This window comes from Chitinophaga sp., assembly GCF_039596455.1.
GTDB lineage: Bacteria > Bacteroidota > Bacteroidia > Chitinophagales > Chitinophagaceae > Chitinophaga.
This window is the reverse complement of record NZ_JBCNJR010000004.1, coordinates 241,371-258,953: the sequence shown is the minus strand read 5'-3', so window position 1 is coordinate 258,953 and position 17,583 is coordinate 241,371. Positions and strand designations below refer to the sequence as shown.

The following is a 17,583-nucleotide window of genomic DNA, read 5'->3' as shown; positions in this document are numbered from 1 at the left end:
TACCGTCATGAGTCCTAACCTGGCCAATAAAATCAATTTGAATAATTCGAGGCTGGTCTTTTACAGCCTGACCCCGCCCAAAATAACCACTGCCCCCGAAAGGATAGCGGAAATAGCCAAAGGCCAGTTTGAGCGCATTGCCAGGAGCAATATTGATGCGCTCATTCTTTATGACATACAGGACGAATCTTCCAGGACGGAGCAGGAAAGGACCTTCGCTTTCATTCCCACCGTGCCGCCGGAGCAGTACAGCAGGCAGTACCTTGGCGGGCTCACAGTGCCAAAGATCATCTACAAGAGCATTGCCAACCTCAACGGCCAGCAGTTTGGCCAGTGGTTAACAGATAATAATGACATCGGGCATGCTGTGTTCGTGGGCGCCTCTTCCCACCAGCAGGTGGAAAAAACCGGCTTCTCCCTCAACGACGCATACACGTTGCGGCAGCAGGTGTCTCCAGATCTGCTCATTGGCGGCATTGCCATACCCGAGCGGCATGAGAAGAAGGGAGACGAGCACCTGCGCATTTTGCGCAAGGCGCAGCAAGGCTGCAGCTTTTTTGTGTCTCAGTGCGTATATAACGTGAGCGATACCAAGAACCTCCTGTCTGACTATTACTATCATTGCTCTGAAAATACAAACCGTCCCGCGCCCATCATCTTCACGCTGGCTCCCTGCGGCTCTCTGAAAACGCTGCAGTTCATGGAGTGGCTGGGCATCAAAGTGCCCAAATGGCTTTTTAATGACCTGAAACATTCAAAAGACATCCTGGAGTCTTCTGTTCAAACCTGCCTGAACGTAGCGTCAGAGATACTGGAGTATGCAGATAAAAAGAACATGCCCGTAGGGTTTAACATCGAAAGCATCTCCATCAAGAAAGACGAGATCAATGCCTCCCAGGAGATACTGCAGGAAGTGATAAAGCTCACCGGAAAGCCCGTTAATGTAGCCGCAGAAGCCGCTGCCGGCGCACTGCAATAACTGGAATGCCATTTGCCGCTATTTATAGGAATCAACTGTAAAACAGCGTATGCAAAAGATGTTGCTGTTGATGGCCTTGCTGGGTATGCTGCTGGCTGCTGATAATCATGAAAGCACTTTTTCCTACAGGTTGGGTACCAGGCCCGTTATGGTAAAAGTAGCCGCTTACGGCAGCAGCAAGGATGTGGTCATGATCAGCCTGCACGATGATGAGACCACCGGCGTGGAAGCCGCCGGCACGGTGCTGGGAAAAACCGGCGGTGTGCTGATCAGCATTGAGAATAATCACCAGCGGAACATTGTTTTCACCCAGAGAGGGAAAAGCTTCCGGTTCGACCCCAACCGGATGTTCTCCAAAACCGGCATTAAAGCCACGCTCACGGAGCAGGGCAAATACAGTACAAAGTCTGCCGTCAACGCCGTTCATGGTTTTGCCCATTTTTTACTGAATAAGGTGCCCCGGCATGCGGCGGTGCTGATAGCCGTTCATAATAACGGAGATGGAGGCCTGTCTGTTCTCAGCTACATGGAAGGCGGCGAATTTGAAAAGGATGCGGCCGAAGTTCATAAAAGTGATGACCGTGACCCTGATAACTTCTTCCTCACCACAGACGGCAGGCTTTACCGCGCGCTCCGCTCAGCCGGCTACAACGTTGTTCTCCAGGCTAAAAAGGCCGCGGATGACGGCTCCCTGAGCGTGTATTACGGCAGGAAGCACAAGCGGTACATCAATATAGAGGCGGAAACGGGCCATGCAGCGGAGCAGGCGGAGATGATAGAAAAGGTGATAGCCCTCCTCCGCCAGGGGGCCTGATAGCCCCAAAATACTTCCATGGTAAAATTATTTTTTTTAATATTGACCCGCTCTTTTTGTTTTTGATAAGTACACATTTAAATTAAAACAGTGCATGATTAAGTTTACGCTTCCGCTCATCTATTCCCTTACGGTATTCATTGGCGCAAGCCATTTCTTCGGAGGCAGTTCCGGCACGTCCAACGAACCTCCGGAATTGACCATCACCCGCTTTTCCGGCCCTGATGTAACGCCCAGCCCCGCCTGCCTGGCGGTAGCGCCCACTGGCGAAGTGTTTGTAGGCGTGGACATGATCGGCTCACTGGGTAAAGACCCCGGCAAAGGCCGCATCCTGAGGCTTATAGACAAGGATCATGACGGCAAGATGGATGAGCATACGGAGTTTGCCGTGGTAGACAATCCCCGTGGCATTTTGGTGCAAGGCAGCAAGGTATACGTACTGCATACCACCTTCTCCACTGAAACCGGCAAGGCTACCGGCATGGCGCTGGTGCTGTTTGAAGATAAAGACGGAGACGGCAAGGCAGACGGCCCTGCGCAGCCGCTTGTTGAAAACCTCAGCAACACCCGGTACATCCAGGAGCGGGGAACAGACCACGCCACCAATGGTATCCGGATGGGCATTGACGGCTGGATCTATATTGCCGTGGGAGATTTCGGGTTCCACAACGCTACAGACCGCTCCGGCAAAAAGCTGACCATGCTGGGCGGCGGTATTGTACGGGTACGCCCGGATGGCACCGAAATGGAGGTATTCACGCACGGCACCCGTAATGTGTATGACGTGGCCATAGACCCGTACATGAATATCTTCACCAGGGAAAACACCAATGACGGCGGAGGATGGAACGTGCGGTTCTCTCACCATATCCAGTCCGGCGAATACGGTTATCCCGTACTGTTCAAACACTTCACAGATGAAATACTGCCCGCCCTCGTAGACGTTGGCGGCGGTTCCGGCACGGGCGCCCTGTTTATGGCAGAGCCCACCTGGCCTGAAAAATATAATAATGTTCCCATGATGGCAGACTGGGGGCGGAGCATGCTCTATTTTCACCGTGTAACGCCAGACGGCCCCACCTTCACGCAGCAGGAAGAAGAGTTCCTGAAGCTTCCCCAGATCACAGACCTGGATGTTGACGGCTCCGGCCGGCTTTTCCTCTCCGCCTGGGATGGCGCAGGCTATTCCGGCAGCCCCAAAAAGGGCTATGTGATCAGGGCCGTGCCCAATAACTGGACGTACAAGGCTTACCCCAACGTGGCCAGGGCTTCCATAGAAGAACTGGCGCAACTGTTGCAATCCGCCAGCGCTGTAGCCCGCCTGGACGCTTCGCAGGAGCTGGTGGCGCGGGCGGACACCTCCGCCGCATGGGCCATTGCTGCAGACGCACAGCTGCCTTTATATGCCCGCGTAGCCGGTATCTACACCTATGCACAGGCTGCAGGCGCAGCAGGCATCCCTTCCCTGACGGCGCTCACAAAAGACGCCGCCGTGAAGGAACATGCATTGCGCGCGCTGGCAGACCGCAAGGGAATTGTGAAAGACGTGCCTGAGCAGCCTTTCCTGGAAGGCCTGCAGAGTGCTTCCCCGCGCATACAGGCCGCGGCCATCATCGGGCTGGGGCGTTTAGGCCGCCCGGAAGCCGCCGCTGCCTTGCTGAAAACCGCAGTGCCCGCTTCCTTTGCAGCGCCGGCTAAAGACACCGAAGGCCCGCACGCTACGCCTAATTCCGCTATTGTACTGCCTCACCTGGCCGTGCAGGCGCTCGTAAGCCTCCATGCGGTAGATGCCGCCGTAGCGGCCATCAATGGTGAAAACGGAACGCTCGCTTTATGGGCGCTGCGTTATATGCATGACCAGAAGGCGGTGAACGGGTTAATGGCCGCTTACCGGCAGGCTAAAACGATAAAACAAAAGAACCAGATACTGACTACACTGGCCCGCCTCTACAAGAAAGAAGCCGCTTATGATGCATCCTGGTGGTGGGGTACCCGGCCTGATTCTCATGGCCCATACTACAAAGCGGTAACCTGGGAAGGCTCTCCGGCCATCGAGAAGTTCCTCAAAGCCGAGGCCCTGAAGCAAGGCCCCGCCAAAAAACAATATTTCCGTGACCTGGATGCCCGCCTCCGGATGGAGATCGCCGCTTTTGCACCGTTGAAGCAACCGGAGCCGGTGGCTGCCAAAGAGCCTGCGGTAGACCTGGAGAAGATCAAGAATAAAAAAGGCCAGGTAGGCAAGTCGTCTATTGAAGATGTGCTGCTGGCTGTCAATAAGCTGAAGGGAGACCCGGCTAAAGGAAAGCTGTTGTTTGCCAGCCAGGGTTGCGTGGCCTGCCACAGCATCAGCAAGGGCGAGAAAATGAAAGGCCCCTTTATGGGGCAGATAGGCTCCATCATGAACCGGGAGCAGATAGCGGAATCCATCCTCAAACCGAACGCTTCCATTTCACAGGGTTTTGCCACCGTGATGATCACCGCGAAGGGTAATAAAAGCTATATGGGTTTTGTGACGGAAGAAACGGCTGCCAGGGTGGTGATGCGCGATATTGGCGGGAATGTATCAGAGGTGAAAACGGCTGATATCATCAGCCGCAAGGAGATGAAGAACTCCATGATGCCCGCGGGGCTGGCTAATTCGCTGTCTTATGAGGAACTGGCTTCGCTGATAACCTTTTTGGCGCAGCAGAAGAAATAAGGACTATAAAACAATGCCGGATAATAAAAAGAAATTTTACCTAGGTGGTTATTACTTAACAAAACTACAGACTCAAAAAAGCGGGTCTGGAGCAAATCGGCTTGTTTATACTTGTAGTGAGTGTATTAATGACAATCTGGTTGATACCTGGGCTTATAGCTGGATTATTGATAACGATAAACAGGTGCAGGACGCCAAGGAGAATTTTCAACTTTCTGACATTCAGGTAAATTCCATCAGAACATGGGTAGACAGCAAGCACAAAGAAAAAAAATTAGGGTGGGTAAATGTGTTTGCAGACCTTCAGACGGCCTTGGAATACAGGAATAAGTTCTTCACTCACCTAAATGAGATAAAGGTAATGGCGCTTTATTTTGATGAAACTGAACGAAGGGGCATACTGGAGGAGTTTAAACCACAATCGGAGAATATGGAAAAAATCGGCCTTGGGGTGACACTTTTAAACTCTGTCATGGAAGACAAAAATGAAGTGTTTTTGGGGTTCGACTACATTGGAATTGAGACAGATGGAAGTTTTCATACTTTTCATTGCCACGATATTGGCAAAGAACTTTCGGACAAGTTCCAATTGACATTGAACGATTTCGGATTGTTTGATAGTGATGATAAATCCGAGCAAGTTCTTGACTATTTGAACGACGAAAAAAATGGCTGCGAGCCCGTACCTTGGTTTATTGCAAAGACAAAAATCGTGATGAATAAATAGAGTCTTAGCTATCATTATATGAATTGCTGCGAAAATGAAAGATATAGACAGCATTCTTTCAGATACTGAACACAGACCTTTTGATTTTCCGGTGGGGAAGTGGACGTACTACCAGGAATGGAACAACGCCTTGTTTTTACATTGGAAGGTTCCATTTGATGCATTACGAAAGCTTGTCCCCGGAGAATTGAACCTTGATACTTTTGAGGGGAACGTTTATGTCTCTCTGGTAGCATTTACGATGCAGAAAATCAGGCCAAGAAGTCTGCCGGCCATCAAATTCATTTCTGAATTTGCGGGAATTAACGTTAGGACATACATTAATAACGATAATAAAAAGGGAGTTTATTTTCTGAGCATTGAAGCTGAAAAACAATTGTCTGCATTTGTTGCCAGGGTTCTATCAGGACTTCCTTATGAAAAGTCAAAGATTCAACGGGGGAGTAACAAATATAGATCAATCAACGCCAAAAGGAACTTCCACCTGGATGCTGAATTCGAAGTAAAAGAGCAGGCAACTAAAAAGAAAGAGTTAGATAACTGGCTAACAGAACGATATTGCTTGTATCTGGAAAAGAACAGTATAATTTATCGTTACGATATTCATCACAGAGAATGGGGAATTAAAAAGGTTGACATGCAGCGATTGGATCTGGGCTACAGGATCGGGGACATAAGCCTGACAAATAGTCCAGACTTAATGCATTACTCCGAAGGCGTAGAAGTAGTAGCCTGGAAAAGTAAAAAGATATACTAGCGCTTTTTATCTCTTTATGTGCTCCGGCAACCGCTGAAAGTCCGAATCGTTCACCCATTTCCATTTCAGCGCCGGGTCTTTTTTCATGTACCTTTCATAGAACCCCACGCCGCTTTTATCCGCATAAGGGTACGCGTCAAACACGGCGCCATTGCCTTCCATCCTGGGGTCATGCTGCTGTTTCAACCCGGAGAAAAGCGTTTCTTTCAAGGCTGCCAGCGGTTGGTGCTGTTGCGGGTCGGCGGCCAGGTTGTGAAGGCACTCCGGGTCGCGGGCAATGTTGTACAGTTCTTCCGCCGGGCGTTTCCCGAAAGACCATTGCCAGTACCTGGCGTCACTTCCCGTGGAGAACACGGTTTGCAAAACCACTGTTTTGGTGGGGCCGCCGTCGCAATTGAGGTAGCCGGTTTCAGGATTTCCGGCCGGCCATCGGGCGGTCTCAAAATTATGGAGGTACAGCAGGGAATCTGTTACAATGCCCCTGATGGGGTATCCCGCATCATGCGGCCGCCCCACGTCATGCCGCTCTTTCCCGATCAGGATGTGGGTACGCGGCGTGTAGCCTGCGGGGCTGTCATTCTCAGCGCGCAGCAAGCCGGCAAAGCTGCTGCCGGTAAGCGGCTGCATACCTGTGCCGGCGGCCGGGATGCCGGCTACCTCCAGGATGGTGGGCGCAAAGTCAATAAAGCTGATGAGGTGGTTGATCTCCCTGCCGGGGCGGGGGATGCCGCCTGGCCACATCACGGCCAGCGGAAGGTGAGAGGAGTATTCGTATTCCTGCCCCTTCACCCGGGGGAAAGCCATGCCGTTGTCTGATGTAACAATCACCATGGTGTTCTCCAGCATTCCCCGCTTTTCAAGGCTGGCCAGCATTTTGCCCAGCTGCGCATCAAAGTATTCTATTTCAAAAGCGTAGTCCAGCATATCCGTTGTTACGGAATCTGATGCAGGCCAGGAGGCCAGCAAATCGGATGTAGGGATGTCGCTGAGTTGTTTTTTGCCCTTTGTTATCCCGGAGCCGTATTCATACCCTCTGTGCGGTTCCAGGCCTCCATACCAGAAGAAAAAGGGTTGTTTACCGGCGCCGTCAAGGAAGGTATTAAAATTGGCAGCGTAGTCGATCACGCTGATGCCGGCTGTAGGCGGGGTTGTTTTGGCGCCGTTATATGCTTTCACCAGCAATTCCCGCGGAGCGCCGGCAGCCGTTTTGGCCACCACCGGGGCAATACCTTTCCCGCTGTACCCTACGGCATAACCATTTTCAGACAGTGCTTCGGCCAGCGTTTTGTATTTGGCCGGGAAGTAAGACCAGTGGTTGGCGGCGGCTTCCAGTTGCCAGGGGTTTCTGCCGGTAATGATGCAAGACCGGGACGGGGCGCATTTGGCATTAGGCGTATACGCCCTGGTAAATAAGAGCCCCTGGCGCGCCACCCTGTCAAAGTTGGGCGTTTTTACCCAGCTGCAGCCGTAGGCGCTCATGTGCCGGTACGTGGCATCGTCCATGATGGCGAAGAGGATATTGGGGCGGGGAGGCCGGGCGTGTAACGTGGTTCCCGCGGCCAGCAGCAGCAGGAAGGGAAGGAAGCGCAATAATGTTTTCATCCGGGTCTATTTTCTTAAGATCTTCTCCATGGCCTTGCCCTTTGCCAGCTCATCAATCAGCTTGTCCAGATAACGTATTTGCTGGATGAGCTTGTCTTCGATCTCCTCCACGCGGTAGCCGCAAATCACGCCGGTGATCTTGGAAGAATTCGGGTTGACTTTCGCCTGCCTGAAAAAGGTCTCAAAATTCGTTTTATCGTCCAGGTGCTTTTGCAATGTTTTTTGATCATATCCTGTCAGCCAGTGTATGATCTCGTCTACCTCTGCCTTTGTCCGCCCTTTTTTCTCTGCTTTCTCAATGTAATGCGGGTAAACGCCGGCGAAAGACATTTTGAAGACCCTGTCGAAATTATTCTTCATGGTAATCAGTTTTAACAGATGATCCATGTCAAGTTACAAAAATGTCCAAACATGGCATAGTTACCAGATCACCGTCACCGTGCCCCTGAACAGGAAGGTAGCGCCGCTTTCGCACACTGTTTCTATGGCGTACACGTAGCTGCCCACCGGCGCTACGCGGCCCTTCCAGTTACCGTCCCAGCCTGCCGCGGCGGTATTGATCTGGAAATGGGACCTTTCAAATACCAGTGCGCCCCAGCGGTCGTAAATACGCATCCACGCCACTTCTTTTATACCGCGGCCTTTGGGGTAGAAACGCTCGTTTTTCCCGTCATGGTTGGGAGTGAAAGCGGTAGGGAGGAACACGGCGCCCTTGTCGCACACAACCGTTACCGCCACTTCATCCGCAGCCTTGCAGCCATAGCGGTTCTCCACTTCTACCGTGTAAAGGGTAGACAGGTTGGGCAGGGCCGTTGGGGCAGGACAGGTGGCGCAATCCAGGTACTGGGCAGGCGTCCACCTCCACCGGGTAATATCCGGACTGCCGGGGCCGCCCAGTATTACAGGCACGCCTGCCATGGTGGTGCGGTCTCGCCCGGCGTCAATGACGGGGGAAGGGTGTACGCTTACAACCAGGGAAGTACTATGTGTAAAACAGCCGTCTGCGTCATAACCGGTTACTGCATAAGTATGGTTGCCCAGGGTGTTGATGGCGGCATGTGGGGCGGGGCTGTCAGCATCGTCCAGGCCTTCTCCCTTCCATGTATAATGATCTGCGCCCCAAACCCGTAACGGCAGCACGTGCCCCAGGCAGATGGCGGTATCTGGCGTGGCCTGTATGGAGAAGGGCTGCGCCACGCGGATGTTGACATCATCCGTATTGCTGCAGCCGTTGGCATCCGTCACTTTTACGGTATAGGCTGTGCTTGCTTCGGGCGCGGCCACGGGGTCTGGCGCCTGCGGATCGCTCAGGCCCAGGGCGGGAGACCATTGATAGGTGACGCCGCCGCCTGCGCTCAGCGTGGTGCTGTTGCCCAGGCATATTACATCAGACGCCGCTGCGGCATTGATGGCCGGTTTAGGCATTATCCGGATGTTGTGACGCGCCGTGTCAGCGCAGCCGTCTTTGCTGGTAACAATGAGCACGGCTTCAGCCGGCCCGGCGTTGCTGTATGCCTGGTTGGCCGGCTGCTGTGCGTCCGCGGTGTGGCCATTGCCAAAATCCCAGCGCCAGGTAACATCGTTCACCTTGCTCACCGTTCCGCTGAAACTTACCTCCGCATCCTGGCAGGCTTGCAGGGGCGCGGTGATAGCCACCACCGGGGCCGAGTACGCATGCACGGTTTTGCTCACAGTTTGCGTACAGCCGTAAGCGGTAGTGGTGGTGAGCGTGAAATCATAGCTTTGCGGCTTGTCCAGGAAAAAGCGGGGAGTGGCCGTGTCTGCATCTTCCGCGGGCATGCCGGGGTTATATGTCCATTTATATTCGGCCGCCTGTTTCAGCTCGTCAATGGAATAACTGTTGAATTTAGGCGCAAAGGTGATCCATCCTTCATCACAAATGAATTCCGGTACGGTGGCCAGTTGCACGTCCAGCTTATCTATCACGATAGGGTCTTGCAGAAAGGCCGTGCCCTTGCAGCCCGCCTGGTCTGACAGGATGAGGCGCGGTTTGTAAACACCCGGTGTTTTAAACGTGTGTTTGATAACGGCATCGGTGGTTTCCGTTACAATGCCGTCTGTAAAATCCCAGGCAAAGTTCACGGCGTTCAGCGCCTCCACCTTGAACTCGATCTCTTTGGTAAGGCAGCCGCCGTTACTGGATGTAGTGATGGTGGCATAGGGGCCTTTCACCTCTATTTCTTCTTCGTATTCATCTTCCGTATCTGCATCGCCCACCACCTTCAGCTTCACTTTATATTTTCCGGCGTAGGTATAGGTATGAGAAGGATTGCTGATGGTGGAAAAACTCCCGTCACCAAAATCCCAGTAAGAGCTGGTGTGGTTAACAGACCGGTTGGTAAAGCGGGCAATCACCGGCGGGCAGCCGCTGTTGTTCACGAACGATGTAGTAACGGTAAAGGCCGCGCTAACGCTGGATACCTTGATCTGTTTCTGGGCGCTGTCTGTACAGCCATTGTTGTCCTTTACCAGCAGCTTCACCGTGTACACGCCTTTGTCTGGATAGATTTTGCCGGGGCTGTGGAGTGCAGATGAAGTATTGTCTCCAAAATCCCAGCGGTACGTAGCCTGGCCGCCGGTTACAGTGGTATTGTTATAGAACCATACGCTGCCGCCGGGCCGTATCAGCGTGGCGCTGGGCGTAAAGCCGGCGTTGGGGCCGTTCACCTGCAGGTAGCTGCCGGCAGCGGTACTGATGCAGCCGTCCTGGTCTGTTACTGTCAGTTTGGGATAGAAGTAGCCGGCCTTGTTGTAAGTATAGTTGAAAGGCGGAGCGGTAAATTCCTTTGCAGGCGTGCCGTCACCAAAGTCCCATGACCAGGTTTTGATGGGCTTCCCTTTTGAAACGTCTGTCTGGTCTGTAAACGTAAGCTCCGTACCCCGGCATTCCTGTACGCTTGGAGCAAGAAATTTGGCTACCGGCCCGTGTACGTCTACCACTACCTTGTTGCTGCTGTCAGGACATCCCTGCCGGTTATATGCCACAAAACGGATGGTGTCTTTACCGGGTTGCAGGTTGGTGAAGGTAGCGTTGTCATACACGTAATACTGCCAGTTGGCGGGCGTACCATCTGAAGACATCCAGCGGAAATAGTACAGGTCATATATAGACTTGTCTATAGCCGTTACGCTGGCTTTGAGCGTTTCGTGGCCGCAGAGCGTTGCTTTGTCTGTAGCAATGGTAATCGGAGACGGGGCGTACACAGTAATGTCAAGCGAGTCTGAGCTGGTACAGGTCCCGTCTGAAACGGTCAGCTTTACCTTGTAGGCGCCGGTCCTGTCGTATTTGTGGCTGACGGGGCTGGTTTTGGTGGTGTAAGTGTTTTCCTTTCCGTCTCCCCAGCTCCATTTCCAGCTGGTGATGGTGCCGAGCGAACGTTCTTCAAAACTGATCTCCGTGCGTTGCTCACAATTAATGGGTTGCATGTTAAAACGCGGGAAAGGGTTCACTGCTTTGATGTAGGCCGTTTTGGTAACGGTTTCGGTGCAGCTGTTGTTGGAGACGGTGAGCTTTACGGTGTAGGTGCCGGGTTCCCGGTAGCTGTGCGCCGCATGCTGTGAGGTGCCGTAACGGTAATCGCCAAAGTCCCAGGTCCAGGAGTCGCCCACATCTGTAGTGCCGTTGAACTGCACCCAGTTGTTGCCGCAAACCTGGGGCGCTTGTGGTGACGAGAAATCGGGCTTGGGTTTTCTATACACCTGGATGGGAGAATATAAGCCCACTGTTCCTTTGCAACCATTGGTAGTGGTATAGGTCAGTCTTACGGTATAAGTGCCTTCCTTGTTGTAGATGTGAGATGGCGTGGCGTCTGTTGATTTAGGACTGCCGTCCCCAAAATCCCATTCATAGCTGGTAATGGCATCGCCGGTACTTACAAAACTGTTAAAAGTCGGGTTCAGCCCTTCACAACCGCTCACAACCGTGGCAGTTGCCCGCACCTCCGGTTTTATCACGTTCACATAACGTTCTGCCGTACTGCTGCAGCCGGATGCATTGGAGGCGGTGAGCTTGATGTTGAAATACCCCAGGCTGTTATAGGTAACCGAAGGGTTCTGCTGGCTGGACGTTTGCCCGTTGCCGAAGCTCCAGCTCCAGCTGGTGGCGCCCTGTGATTTATCTGTGAATTGCACCGTGGCCGGAACGTCACAGATGGCTTGCTGGCTGGTCTCAAAACTTGCCCGTGGCGCAGGCTTCACCTCGTAGTCTTTGGTAACGGTTTCCCGGCACTTGCCGTAGTCTGCCGTCATGGTCACTTTTACAGGCCCCGCGCCGGCAGGTGTGTAATAGGCTGTTGCATTGTAATTAGTGATGTACCCCTTGTCAACGCTCCAGGTAACGGCGTTGGCCTGGGGACTGTTGGCCGGGGCGAAATTGGCGGAGCCGTTTTCGCACACGCTGGCCGGCAGCACAAAATCTGTCTTGAAATTGGCCACATTAATATCTTCAGAGGTTTTGGTAGCGGTACAGCCTTTATCACTGGTAATGGTGAGCTTTACCTTGTAAATGCCCCTGGTGGTATAGGTATGCGGGGCGGGGTTGGCGTCTGGGGAAGTGCCGCCGTCACCAAAATCCCAGGCGTAAGTGAGGTTGCCGGGGCCGGTGGAAGCATTGGTAATGGTCAGCGCGCCGGGAGCGGTACACAGGAACTTGTCAGACACGCTGAAATTGGCCGTAAGGGCAGCCGATACATCCACAATGTTGCTGATCTGCTTTGACGCCGTGCAGCCGTTGCTGTTGGTGACCGTAAGGGTGACGGTGGGAGACAGTACATCGTTATAGGTATGTGAGGGGCTGCTGCCGGTACCCGTGGTGCCATCCCCGAAATCCCAGCTATAGGCGCTGATGGTGCCGTTCACCGGGTTAGACTTGTCTGTGAAAGCAACTTTAAAAGGTATACAGCCCTGGGCCGGGCCGGCGGTAAAATCAGGTTTGGGCTTGTCCCATACGGTAACGGTCTTTTCTGCCGTGTGGGTATTGCCGGCGGCGTTCTTCACGGTCAGTTTTACGGTATACGTGCCGGGGGCCGGGTAGGAAGCGCTGGGGCTTCTGTCTGTAGAGGTGGCGCCGTTACCCAGGTCCCACTGCCAGGAAACGGGGTTGCCCGTAGAATTGTCGTTGAATTTGGTGATCAGGCTCTCGCAATCGCTGGTTTTGGTGGGGGTGAAGTCCGCTCTTAGCTGCGCACGTGCTGATATATTCAGCAGGAGCGCAATGGCAAGCATGAAAAAGGTAAGCACAACGCCTGGGGTTGCCTTGAGGTATAGGGACATGAGCTGCAATATTAGCGGCGGAAAAGTACAAAAATTCCGGCTTAATCCGGCTCAACATACACGTGTTTACCGCCAAATTGGGAGATATTATAACTTAATCCAATGGTTAACACCCTTGTTGCCTGGTTGCTGCGCCTGTCTACGATGGAGCTGCCGGAAATATAGCGCACCAGGTTATTCCGCTGGTTCAACAGGTCGTTGGCCTGGAGGTTAAAGCTTAACCGCTGGTCTTTCAGGAATTTTTTGCTCAGACTGGCATTGATAATAAAGGGGTTGGTGTTGGCCAGCCCATAACCGGTATTGAAGGTTTTGGTAGTGTTTGCCCCTACATGCCAGGTCTTTTTTATAATGCCCCTGGCCGAGAAAGACAGAACAAGCCGCTGCACGTTGTTGAATTTATCCGTCACCCCGTCTCCGTTGTTCATGGTGAGGCTGTAATTGATCTTTGTATCGAACCGGAACTGCTTCACCCTGAGCGTGCTGTTGAGGTCTGCCGTATAGTTATGCGTGCGGAAAAAGACCATGCCGTTGGCCTGTTCCAGTACATCAACTATCGGGTTCTGGTTCAGCACGTTGTTGTTGCCGTTATAGTTGTAACCCAGCCTTGCATCCGCCGTTATTTTTTTCGATGTAAACATTCCCCTCAATTGCTGGGATATATTGGCGCCCTTGCTGTGCCGCTTGTGATTATTAATAAAAACCACCCGGTTGGTAGCCCCGATGCTGCCGGAATAAGATATGGAGTACTTGTTTTTCTGGATGGGTATGTTCAGCATATAATGGCCGCTCATGCCATAATTCCCGTTAGTGTTCTCAAACCGTGTTTCCTGTTTGTAACTGTTCAGCGTGTCCCGTATCAGCACCATGTTGTTCACAATTTCGTTTTGGGTGGTGTTGAAACTCAAACCCGCCTGCAGCGAAACGCCGGTTTTGGGGCGTGCAAAATTATAGCTGGAATTGACGTTGTGGGAAAAAGAAGGCTTCAGGTCAGGGTTGCCGATCACGATGTTTTGCAGGTTCTCGGTGTTTCGAACGGGTTGCAGCTGGTCTATAGTAGGGTTTTGATTGCTGCCGCTATAATCAAATGACAGGGTCTCGCCTTCCCCAATGGTCCGGTTCAGCCGGATGGTGGGCGCATAGTTCAGGGTGTTGTTCCTGATCTTCCGGCCCAGGTGAACGTGATGGCTGGTAATAGCGGAAGGAGTGGCGTTGAACCCCACATGGTAGCGCGCCCGCTTGCTGGAATAGGCGTAGCTCAGGCCGGCGCTCTGGTTAATGAGCAGGGCGGTATAATCCGTGCTCAGGGAGTCTACAAAAACGGGTTTACTGCCTTGCTGGTTGATGACGTACGTTTGTACGGTACTGGAATTTTTGCCGGCAGACAGGCCGTACGTGAAGTTCAGGCTTTGCCTGGCCAGGGTATCTTTCGGTCTTTTCAGGCCCAGGCTGTAGTTGACCCTGAAGTGGAACCGCTGGTTGGTATTGTCTGTAATGAGGTGCCTGTTCAGCACGGAATCTTTCTCCAGCACCTCCGTTGTTTTATCATAGAACCGCATGTTGGTATTGATGTAGCGGTCTGCCTGGCTGGAAGAGCTGGAAACGCCGAATTCTCCGGACAGGTTGCTCTTCTTGTCTTTCATGATCCTTGAAAAGCCCAGCCGGGCGTTTATTGAAGGTGACCGGGTAGCCGACCGGTTCACATTCTCAAAATCCTGTTTGATCACGCCCCACTGGTTGTTCAACGAAGCGCTATTGTTTTCGCTGTTATTGTAAGACACGTTGACGCCGCCATCCAGAAAGAACTTTTTGCTGTGATAATTGATGTTGGTACCAAGGCCATGGCGGTTGTCCCGGTCATTGCCGCTGCTGGCCGTTTTGCTATAGAAAGTGCCCAACGGGTTCAGGGTTTCAATGGTCTGCTCGCTGGTATGGGCGTTCCTGTTATTCTCGTGGTTGTAGTGAACGCGGTAGCGCATGTTTTCATTGACCTCGTCTGCGTAAGAGACGTTGGCGCCCATTGTCTGTACCGTTCCCGCCCCGTTGTCTGCAGTGTTGTAGTTAAGCCCCGCGCTGCTTTGCCGGGTATCTTTCCATAAGTTGACGTGCCCGCCGCCGCCAAACATCTCGTTAGTTCCACCACTGATGCTGGCATTGCCGAAGGCGCCGTGGTTCATTTCCGGCTTGGTAACAATGTTCAGCATTTTAATGGGCTCGCCTGTTTTGATGCCGGTAAAGTTAGCCAGGTCGCCGTAGTCATCAATCACCTGTATCTTTGATACAATGGCTGAGGGCAGCTTGTCAATAAAATCCTTGACATTGCTTGTGAAGAAGTCTTTGCCGTTTACGCGCAGCTTCACCATTTCCTTGCCCATTGTTTTCACGTTGTAGCCCTCATCTACCTCCAGGCCCGGCAGCTGCTTCAGCAGGTCTGCCACATTATCCCCTTCCAGCACCTGGTAGGCGGCGGCATTGTACTCAATGGTATCCTGCGCTATCCGTATGGGGTTGGGTTTGGCTTTTACTACCACTTCCTTGAGCATGTGCACGTCCGGTTTCAGGGCAATGGGGCCTATCTGCAGCAAATTTTCCCCGTTAAAGGCGTAATGGCCGGTAAAGCTCTGATGCCCGGCGGCGGTGATCTTTAGTGAGAATGAGGCGGCTTTTATTTTGGTGAAGGTAAAATGGCCTTCTTCATTGGTGGCGGTGGTGAGGGTATCGTTGTCTCCTGTCAGTAATACATGGGCGTTTTTAATGGCTTTTTTAGCGGTGTCTTGTACCTGGCCGGTAATGCGGTTGTGGTTTTGTGCGTAGCCACGAAGGCTGCACAAAAAGAGAAACATGGGTAGGAAGAGGGAAAAATATTTTTCCAAGTTACTAGAGGGTTACAATGCTAATTTATTTTTAAAAAGCTGTGTTTTAAGGGATTTGGGAAATTTTAACAAAATATTTTCCTGGGTTGGGGCATATCATGCCCGATGGGGCGGTCATCAGGGGTATAAATTAATGACATATATCAACACCAACATATTGGCCTGGGGCTCTCAGTTTGCTAAATTTGCCATCAGTTTAGCACAATTGTTTTGCGGTACCCGGCTTTCCCCAACAGCTCAATAAGGGACTATGAAAAACTTACGGCTTTAACCAACTAAAGGCCCCCGCCGAAGCAGGGGCCAGGTGTTTCTCCTCTCAGTACCTTACTACTCGTTTTTGACGGCCGCCTGGCCAACGCTTGCCATTACGGCGCCTGCAATAGCAAGGCCGGCGGCAATGTCGCTGACAAAAGCGGGGAGCGTTATCTCCAATCCGTAAACCGCAGAAGCCATGGCGGTGAGCAGGAGACCAATGTTCCGCACTTTCTGGAAAAAGGGCGGGGTAGGTGCTGTTAACCGATTGATGAATTCCATAATTGATCAAATTTAAAAGTGATAAAAATGGTTACATCATGCCGGTACATCCACGGCTATCAACCTCATGAGGGTGAAGTTGCTGTCGCGGACGGGGTACATGACCCCGTGTTCCAGGTTAAAGTACTCAAGGGCCAACGCGGCCAGCACAAGGTCTGTAGTGCCGGCGGGTATCTGCGCGGTGAGCGTGGCCGCTGCTACCGGTTCTTTGCCCTGCAGTATGTCTGCAGACGTGGCAGCGGAGAACGTGTGCTTGTCTTCACCAAGATTCAGTGCGGCAGCGCCCAGCTTCAACCTGCAATGCGTGGCCGTTTCCGGGAAGGCGATCATTTCCGCAGGGATGAATTCCGGCAAACTGATGCTGACGGTACCTGCTGCCCGGTCTATGGCCTGGGTGAACGGAACCCGCATTTTGTCTGCAAGAGCGCCCTGCGTCATGAACTCGAATTTGGCAAGCAGGGTGAGGTCACCATCCAGCAGGTTACGGTATCCCCGCTCATGCGTAGTGTCAGATTTGACCACCGCTTTGCAGAGCCGCATCAGCCGTGTGTAGAGATCGCTGTTAGCCAGCTTCGGCGTCATAGGCTCAAAAGCCTGTTTGATAAGCTTGCCCGCCTTGCCCGCTTTGGCAAAATCCACGGTGTTCAGCCGGAGCATTTCAAAGGCCGGATCGTTGAAGAATCTTTCCGAAGAGATGCCGCCTTTTCTCCTGAAGCCGAATTCGCCATTCTTTTTCCTGTAAAGGGTCATGTTTTGCGTGGCGCCGACCAGTTGCAGCAGCGGGTCTTGATTATTTGTTTTCTTTTTAGACATAAAATTGTTTTTTGAAATTTTTAAAATAGGCACTTACATAGCCGTGCCAGTAGGGCTTTTCCACGTGATCAGTGTGGTAGATGTAATTACAACCCGAAGGTAGGCGGGCTCCATCGGCGGAAAAAACAGAGTTGCCGATTTTGCCTGTTTTTGCCTGTTTTTGCCGCTTTTCGCCGGTTAAATCTTAATGTTTATGAATAAAAATCTATTGCAAAGAAGGATTGTTACCACGAAGGACATCCAGGTAATTCTTGGGAAGAGCGCGCGTTCCGCCCGTGATTTCATGAAAAGGATGCGTGAACATTTCAATAAAAAGCCAGGACAGTATATTTCCGTATCGGAGTTTTGCGAGTTTTCGGGGCTGACGGAAGCGGAAGTGGTGGATTTTTTTAGCCTCTGATATAGGTGTGATATAGGTCTAACATAGGTCTAACATAGGTGTGATATAGGTCTAACATAGGTCTAATATAGGTCTAATATAGGTGTGATATAGGTAA

General features: G+C 52.2%; 13 protein-coding genes. 7 read left to right on the top strand and 6 right to left on the bottom strand.

The features are described 5' to 3' along the window. Nucleotides 1-7: 7 nt before the first annotated feature. From ABDW36_RS15890 to ABDW36_RS15870, 5 genes are all read left to right on the top strand, one after another. Nucleotides 8-979 (top strand): 5,10-methylenetetrahydrofolate reductase, encoded by a 972-nt coding sequence (locus ABDW36_RS15890; RefSeq protein ID WP_343702906.1) that lies wholly within the window; start codon nucleotides 8-10, stop codon nucleotides 977-979. 49 nt (nucleotides 980-1,028) lie between these two features. Beyond that, the gene (locus tag ABDW36_RS15885; RefSeq protein WP_343702905.1) at nucleotides 1,029-1,793 is read left to right on the top strand and encodes a hypothetical protein; all 765 of its coding nucleotides are present in this window, start codon (nucleotides 1,029-1,031) and stop codon (nucleotides 1,791-1,793) included. A gap of 94 nt (nucleotides 1,794-1,887) precedes the next feature. Next, nucleotides 1,888-4,491, top strand: coding sequence for a hypothetical protein (locus ABDW36_RS15880; RefSeq protein WP_343702904.1), 2,604 nt, complete (start codon nucleotides 1,888-1,890; stop codon nucleotides 4,489-4,491). 13 nt (nucleotides 4,492-4,504) lie between these two features. Next, the gene (locus ABDW36_RS15875; protein WP_343702903.1) at nucleotides 4,505-5,218 is read left to right on the top strand and encodes a hypothetical protein; all 714 of its coding nucleotides are present in this window, start codon (nucleotides 4,505-4,507) and stop codon (nucleotides 5,216-5,218) included. 34 nt (nucleotides 5,219-5,252) lie between these two features. Next, entirely contained in the window at nucleotides 5,253-5,975 is a 723-nt protein-coding gene (locus tag ABDW36_RS15870) for a DUF2071 domain-containing protein (RefSeq protein WP_343702902.1), read from the top strand. Between the two features lie 6 nt (nucleotides 5,976-5,981). On the opposite strand, the gene ABDW36_RS15865 is transcribed toward ABDW36_RS15870, so the two are convergent. From ABDW36_RS15865 to ABDW36_RS15850, 4 genes are read right to left on the bottom strand one after another with little or no spacing between them, the layout of a single operon-like run. After that, nucleotides 5,982-7,577, bottom strand: coding sequence for a sulfatase (locus ABDW36_RS15865; protein WP_343702901.1), 1,596 nt, complete (start codon nucleotides 7,575-7,577; stop codon nucleotides 5,982-5,984). 6 nt (nucleotides 7,578-7,583) lie between these two features. Continuing rightward, the gene (locus ABDW36_RS15860) at nucleotides 7,584-7,937 is read right to left on the bottom strand and encodes a DUF2200 domain-containing protein (RefSeq protein WP_343702900.1); all 354 of its coding nucleotides are present in this window, start codon (nucleotides 7,935-7,937) and stop codon (nucleotides 7,584-7,586) included. A 60-nt stretch (nucleotides 7,938-7,997) separates the two neighbouring features. After that, nucleotides 7,998-12,869 carry a PKD domain-containing protein gene (locus tag ABDW36_RS15855; protein ID WP_343702899.1) on the bottom strand — a complete coding sequence of 1,624 codons (4,872 nt, stop codon included), beginning with the start codon at nucleotides 12,867-12,869 and terminating at the stop codon, nucleotides 7,998-8,000. A 41-nt stretch (nucleotides 12,870-12,910) separates the two neighbouring features. Next, nucleotides 12,911-15,709 carry a TonB-dependent receptor gene (locus ABDW36_RS15850; protein WP_343702898.1) on the bottom strand — a complete coding sequence of 933 codons (2,799 nt, stop codon included), beginning with the start codon at nucleotides 15,707-15,709 and terminating at the stop codon, nucleotides 12,911-12,913. Between ABDW36_RS15850 and ABDW36_RS15845 the strand changes: the two genes are divergently transcribed. Next, on the top strand, nucleotides 15,708-15,983 hold the full coding sequence (locus tag ABDW36_RS15845) for a hypothetical protein (protein WP_343702897.1): 276 nt from the start codon (nucleotides 15,708-15,710) through the stop codon (nucleotides 15,981-15,983). The two genes, ABDW36_RS15850 and ABDW36_RS15845, sit on opposite strands and share 2 nt — an antisense overlap. 83 nt (nucleotides 15,984-16,066) lie before the next feature. Here ABDW36_RS15845 and ABDW36_RS15840 read toward each other — a convergent pair whose 3' ends face one another. Together ABDW36_RS15840 and ABDW36_RS15835 are read right to left on the bottom strand one after the other, a co-directional pair. Next, nucleotides 16,067-16,273, bottom strand: a complete 207-nt coding sequence (locus ABDW36_RS15840; RefSeq protein WP_343702896.1) for a hypothetical protein — start codon at nucleotides 16,271-16,273, stop codon at nucleotides 16,067-16,069. 36 nt (nucleotides 16,274-16,309) lie between these two features. Continuing rightward, nucleotides 16,310-17,086 (bottom strand): hypothetical protein, encoded by a 777-nt coding sequence (locus tag ABDW36_RS15835; protein ID WP_343702895.1) that lies wholly within the window; start codon nucleotides 17,084-17,086, stop codon nucleotides 16,310-16,312. A 193-nt stretch (nucleotides 17,087-17,279) separates the two neighbouring features. Here ABDW36_RS15835 and ABDW36_RS15830 point away from each other — a divergent pair, with 193 nt between their 5' ends. Beyond that, nucleotides 17,280-17,486, top strand: coding sequence for a hypothetical protein (locus tag ABDW36_RS15830; protein WP_343702894.1), 207 nt, complete (start codon nucleotides 17,280-17,282; stop codon nucleotides 17,484-17,486). The last annotated feature ends 97 nt before the right edge of the window (nucleotides 17,487-17,583 follow it).

Excerpts from the sequence above, each read along its gene's own strand:
- ABDW36_RS15890 (WP_343702906.1), top strand. The coding sequence starts at position 8 with ATGAGTCCTAACCTGGCCAATAAAATCAATTTGAATAATTCGAGGCTG.
- ABDW36_RS15885 (WP_343702905.1), top strand. The coding sequence starts at position 1,029 with ATGCAAAAGATGTTGCTGTTGATGGCCTTGCTGGGTATGCTGCTGGCT.
- ABDW36_RS15880 (WP_343702904.1), top strand. The coding sequence starts at position 1,888 with ATGATTAAGTTTACGCTTCCGCTCATCTATTCCCTTACGGTATTCATT.
- ABDW36_RS15875 (WP_343702903.1), top strand. The coding sequence starts at position 4,505 with ATGCCGGATAATAAAAAGAAATTTTACCTAGGTGGTTATTACTTAACA.
- ABDW36_RS15870 (WP_343702902.1), top strand. The coding sequence starts at position 5,253 with ATGAAAGATATAGACAGCATTCTTTCAGATACTGAACACAGACCTTTT.
- ABDW36_RS15865 (WP_343702901.1), bottom strand. The coding sequence starts at position 7,577 with ATGAAAACATTATTGCGCTTCCTTCCCTTCCTGCTGCTGCTGGCCGCG.
- ABDW36_RS15860 (WP_343702900.1), bottom strand. The coding sequence starts at position 7,937 with ATGAAGAATAATTTCGACAGGGTCTTCAAAATGTCTTTCGCCGGCGTT.
- ABDW36_RS15855 (WP_343702899.1), bottom strand. The coding sequence starts at position 12,869 with ATGTCCCTATACCTCAAGGCAACCCCAGGCGTTGTGCTTACCTTTTTC.
- ABDW36_RS15845 (WP_343702897.1), top strand. The coding sequence starts at position 15,708 with ATGGGTAGGAAGAGGGAAAAATATTTTTCCAAGTTACTAGAGGGTTAC.
- ABDW36_RS15850 (WP_343702898.1), bottom strand. The coding sequence starts at position 15,709 with ATGTTTCTCTTTTTGTGCAGCCTTCGTGGCTACGCACAAAACCACAAC.
- ABDW36_RS15840 (WP_343702896.1), bottom strand. The coding sequence starts at position 16,273 with ATGGAATTCATCAATCGGTTAACAGCACCTACCCCGCCCTTTTTCCAG.
- ABDW36_RS15835 (WP_343702895.1), bottom strand. The coding sequence starts at position 17,086 with ATGTCTAAAAAGAAAACAAATAATCAAGACCCGCTGCTGCAACTGGTC.
- ABDW36_RS15830 (WP_343702894.1), top strand. The coding sequence starts at position 17,280 with ATGAATAAAAATCTATTGCAAAGAAGGATTGTTACCACGAAGGACATC.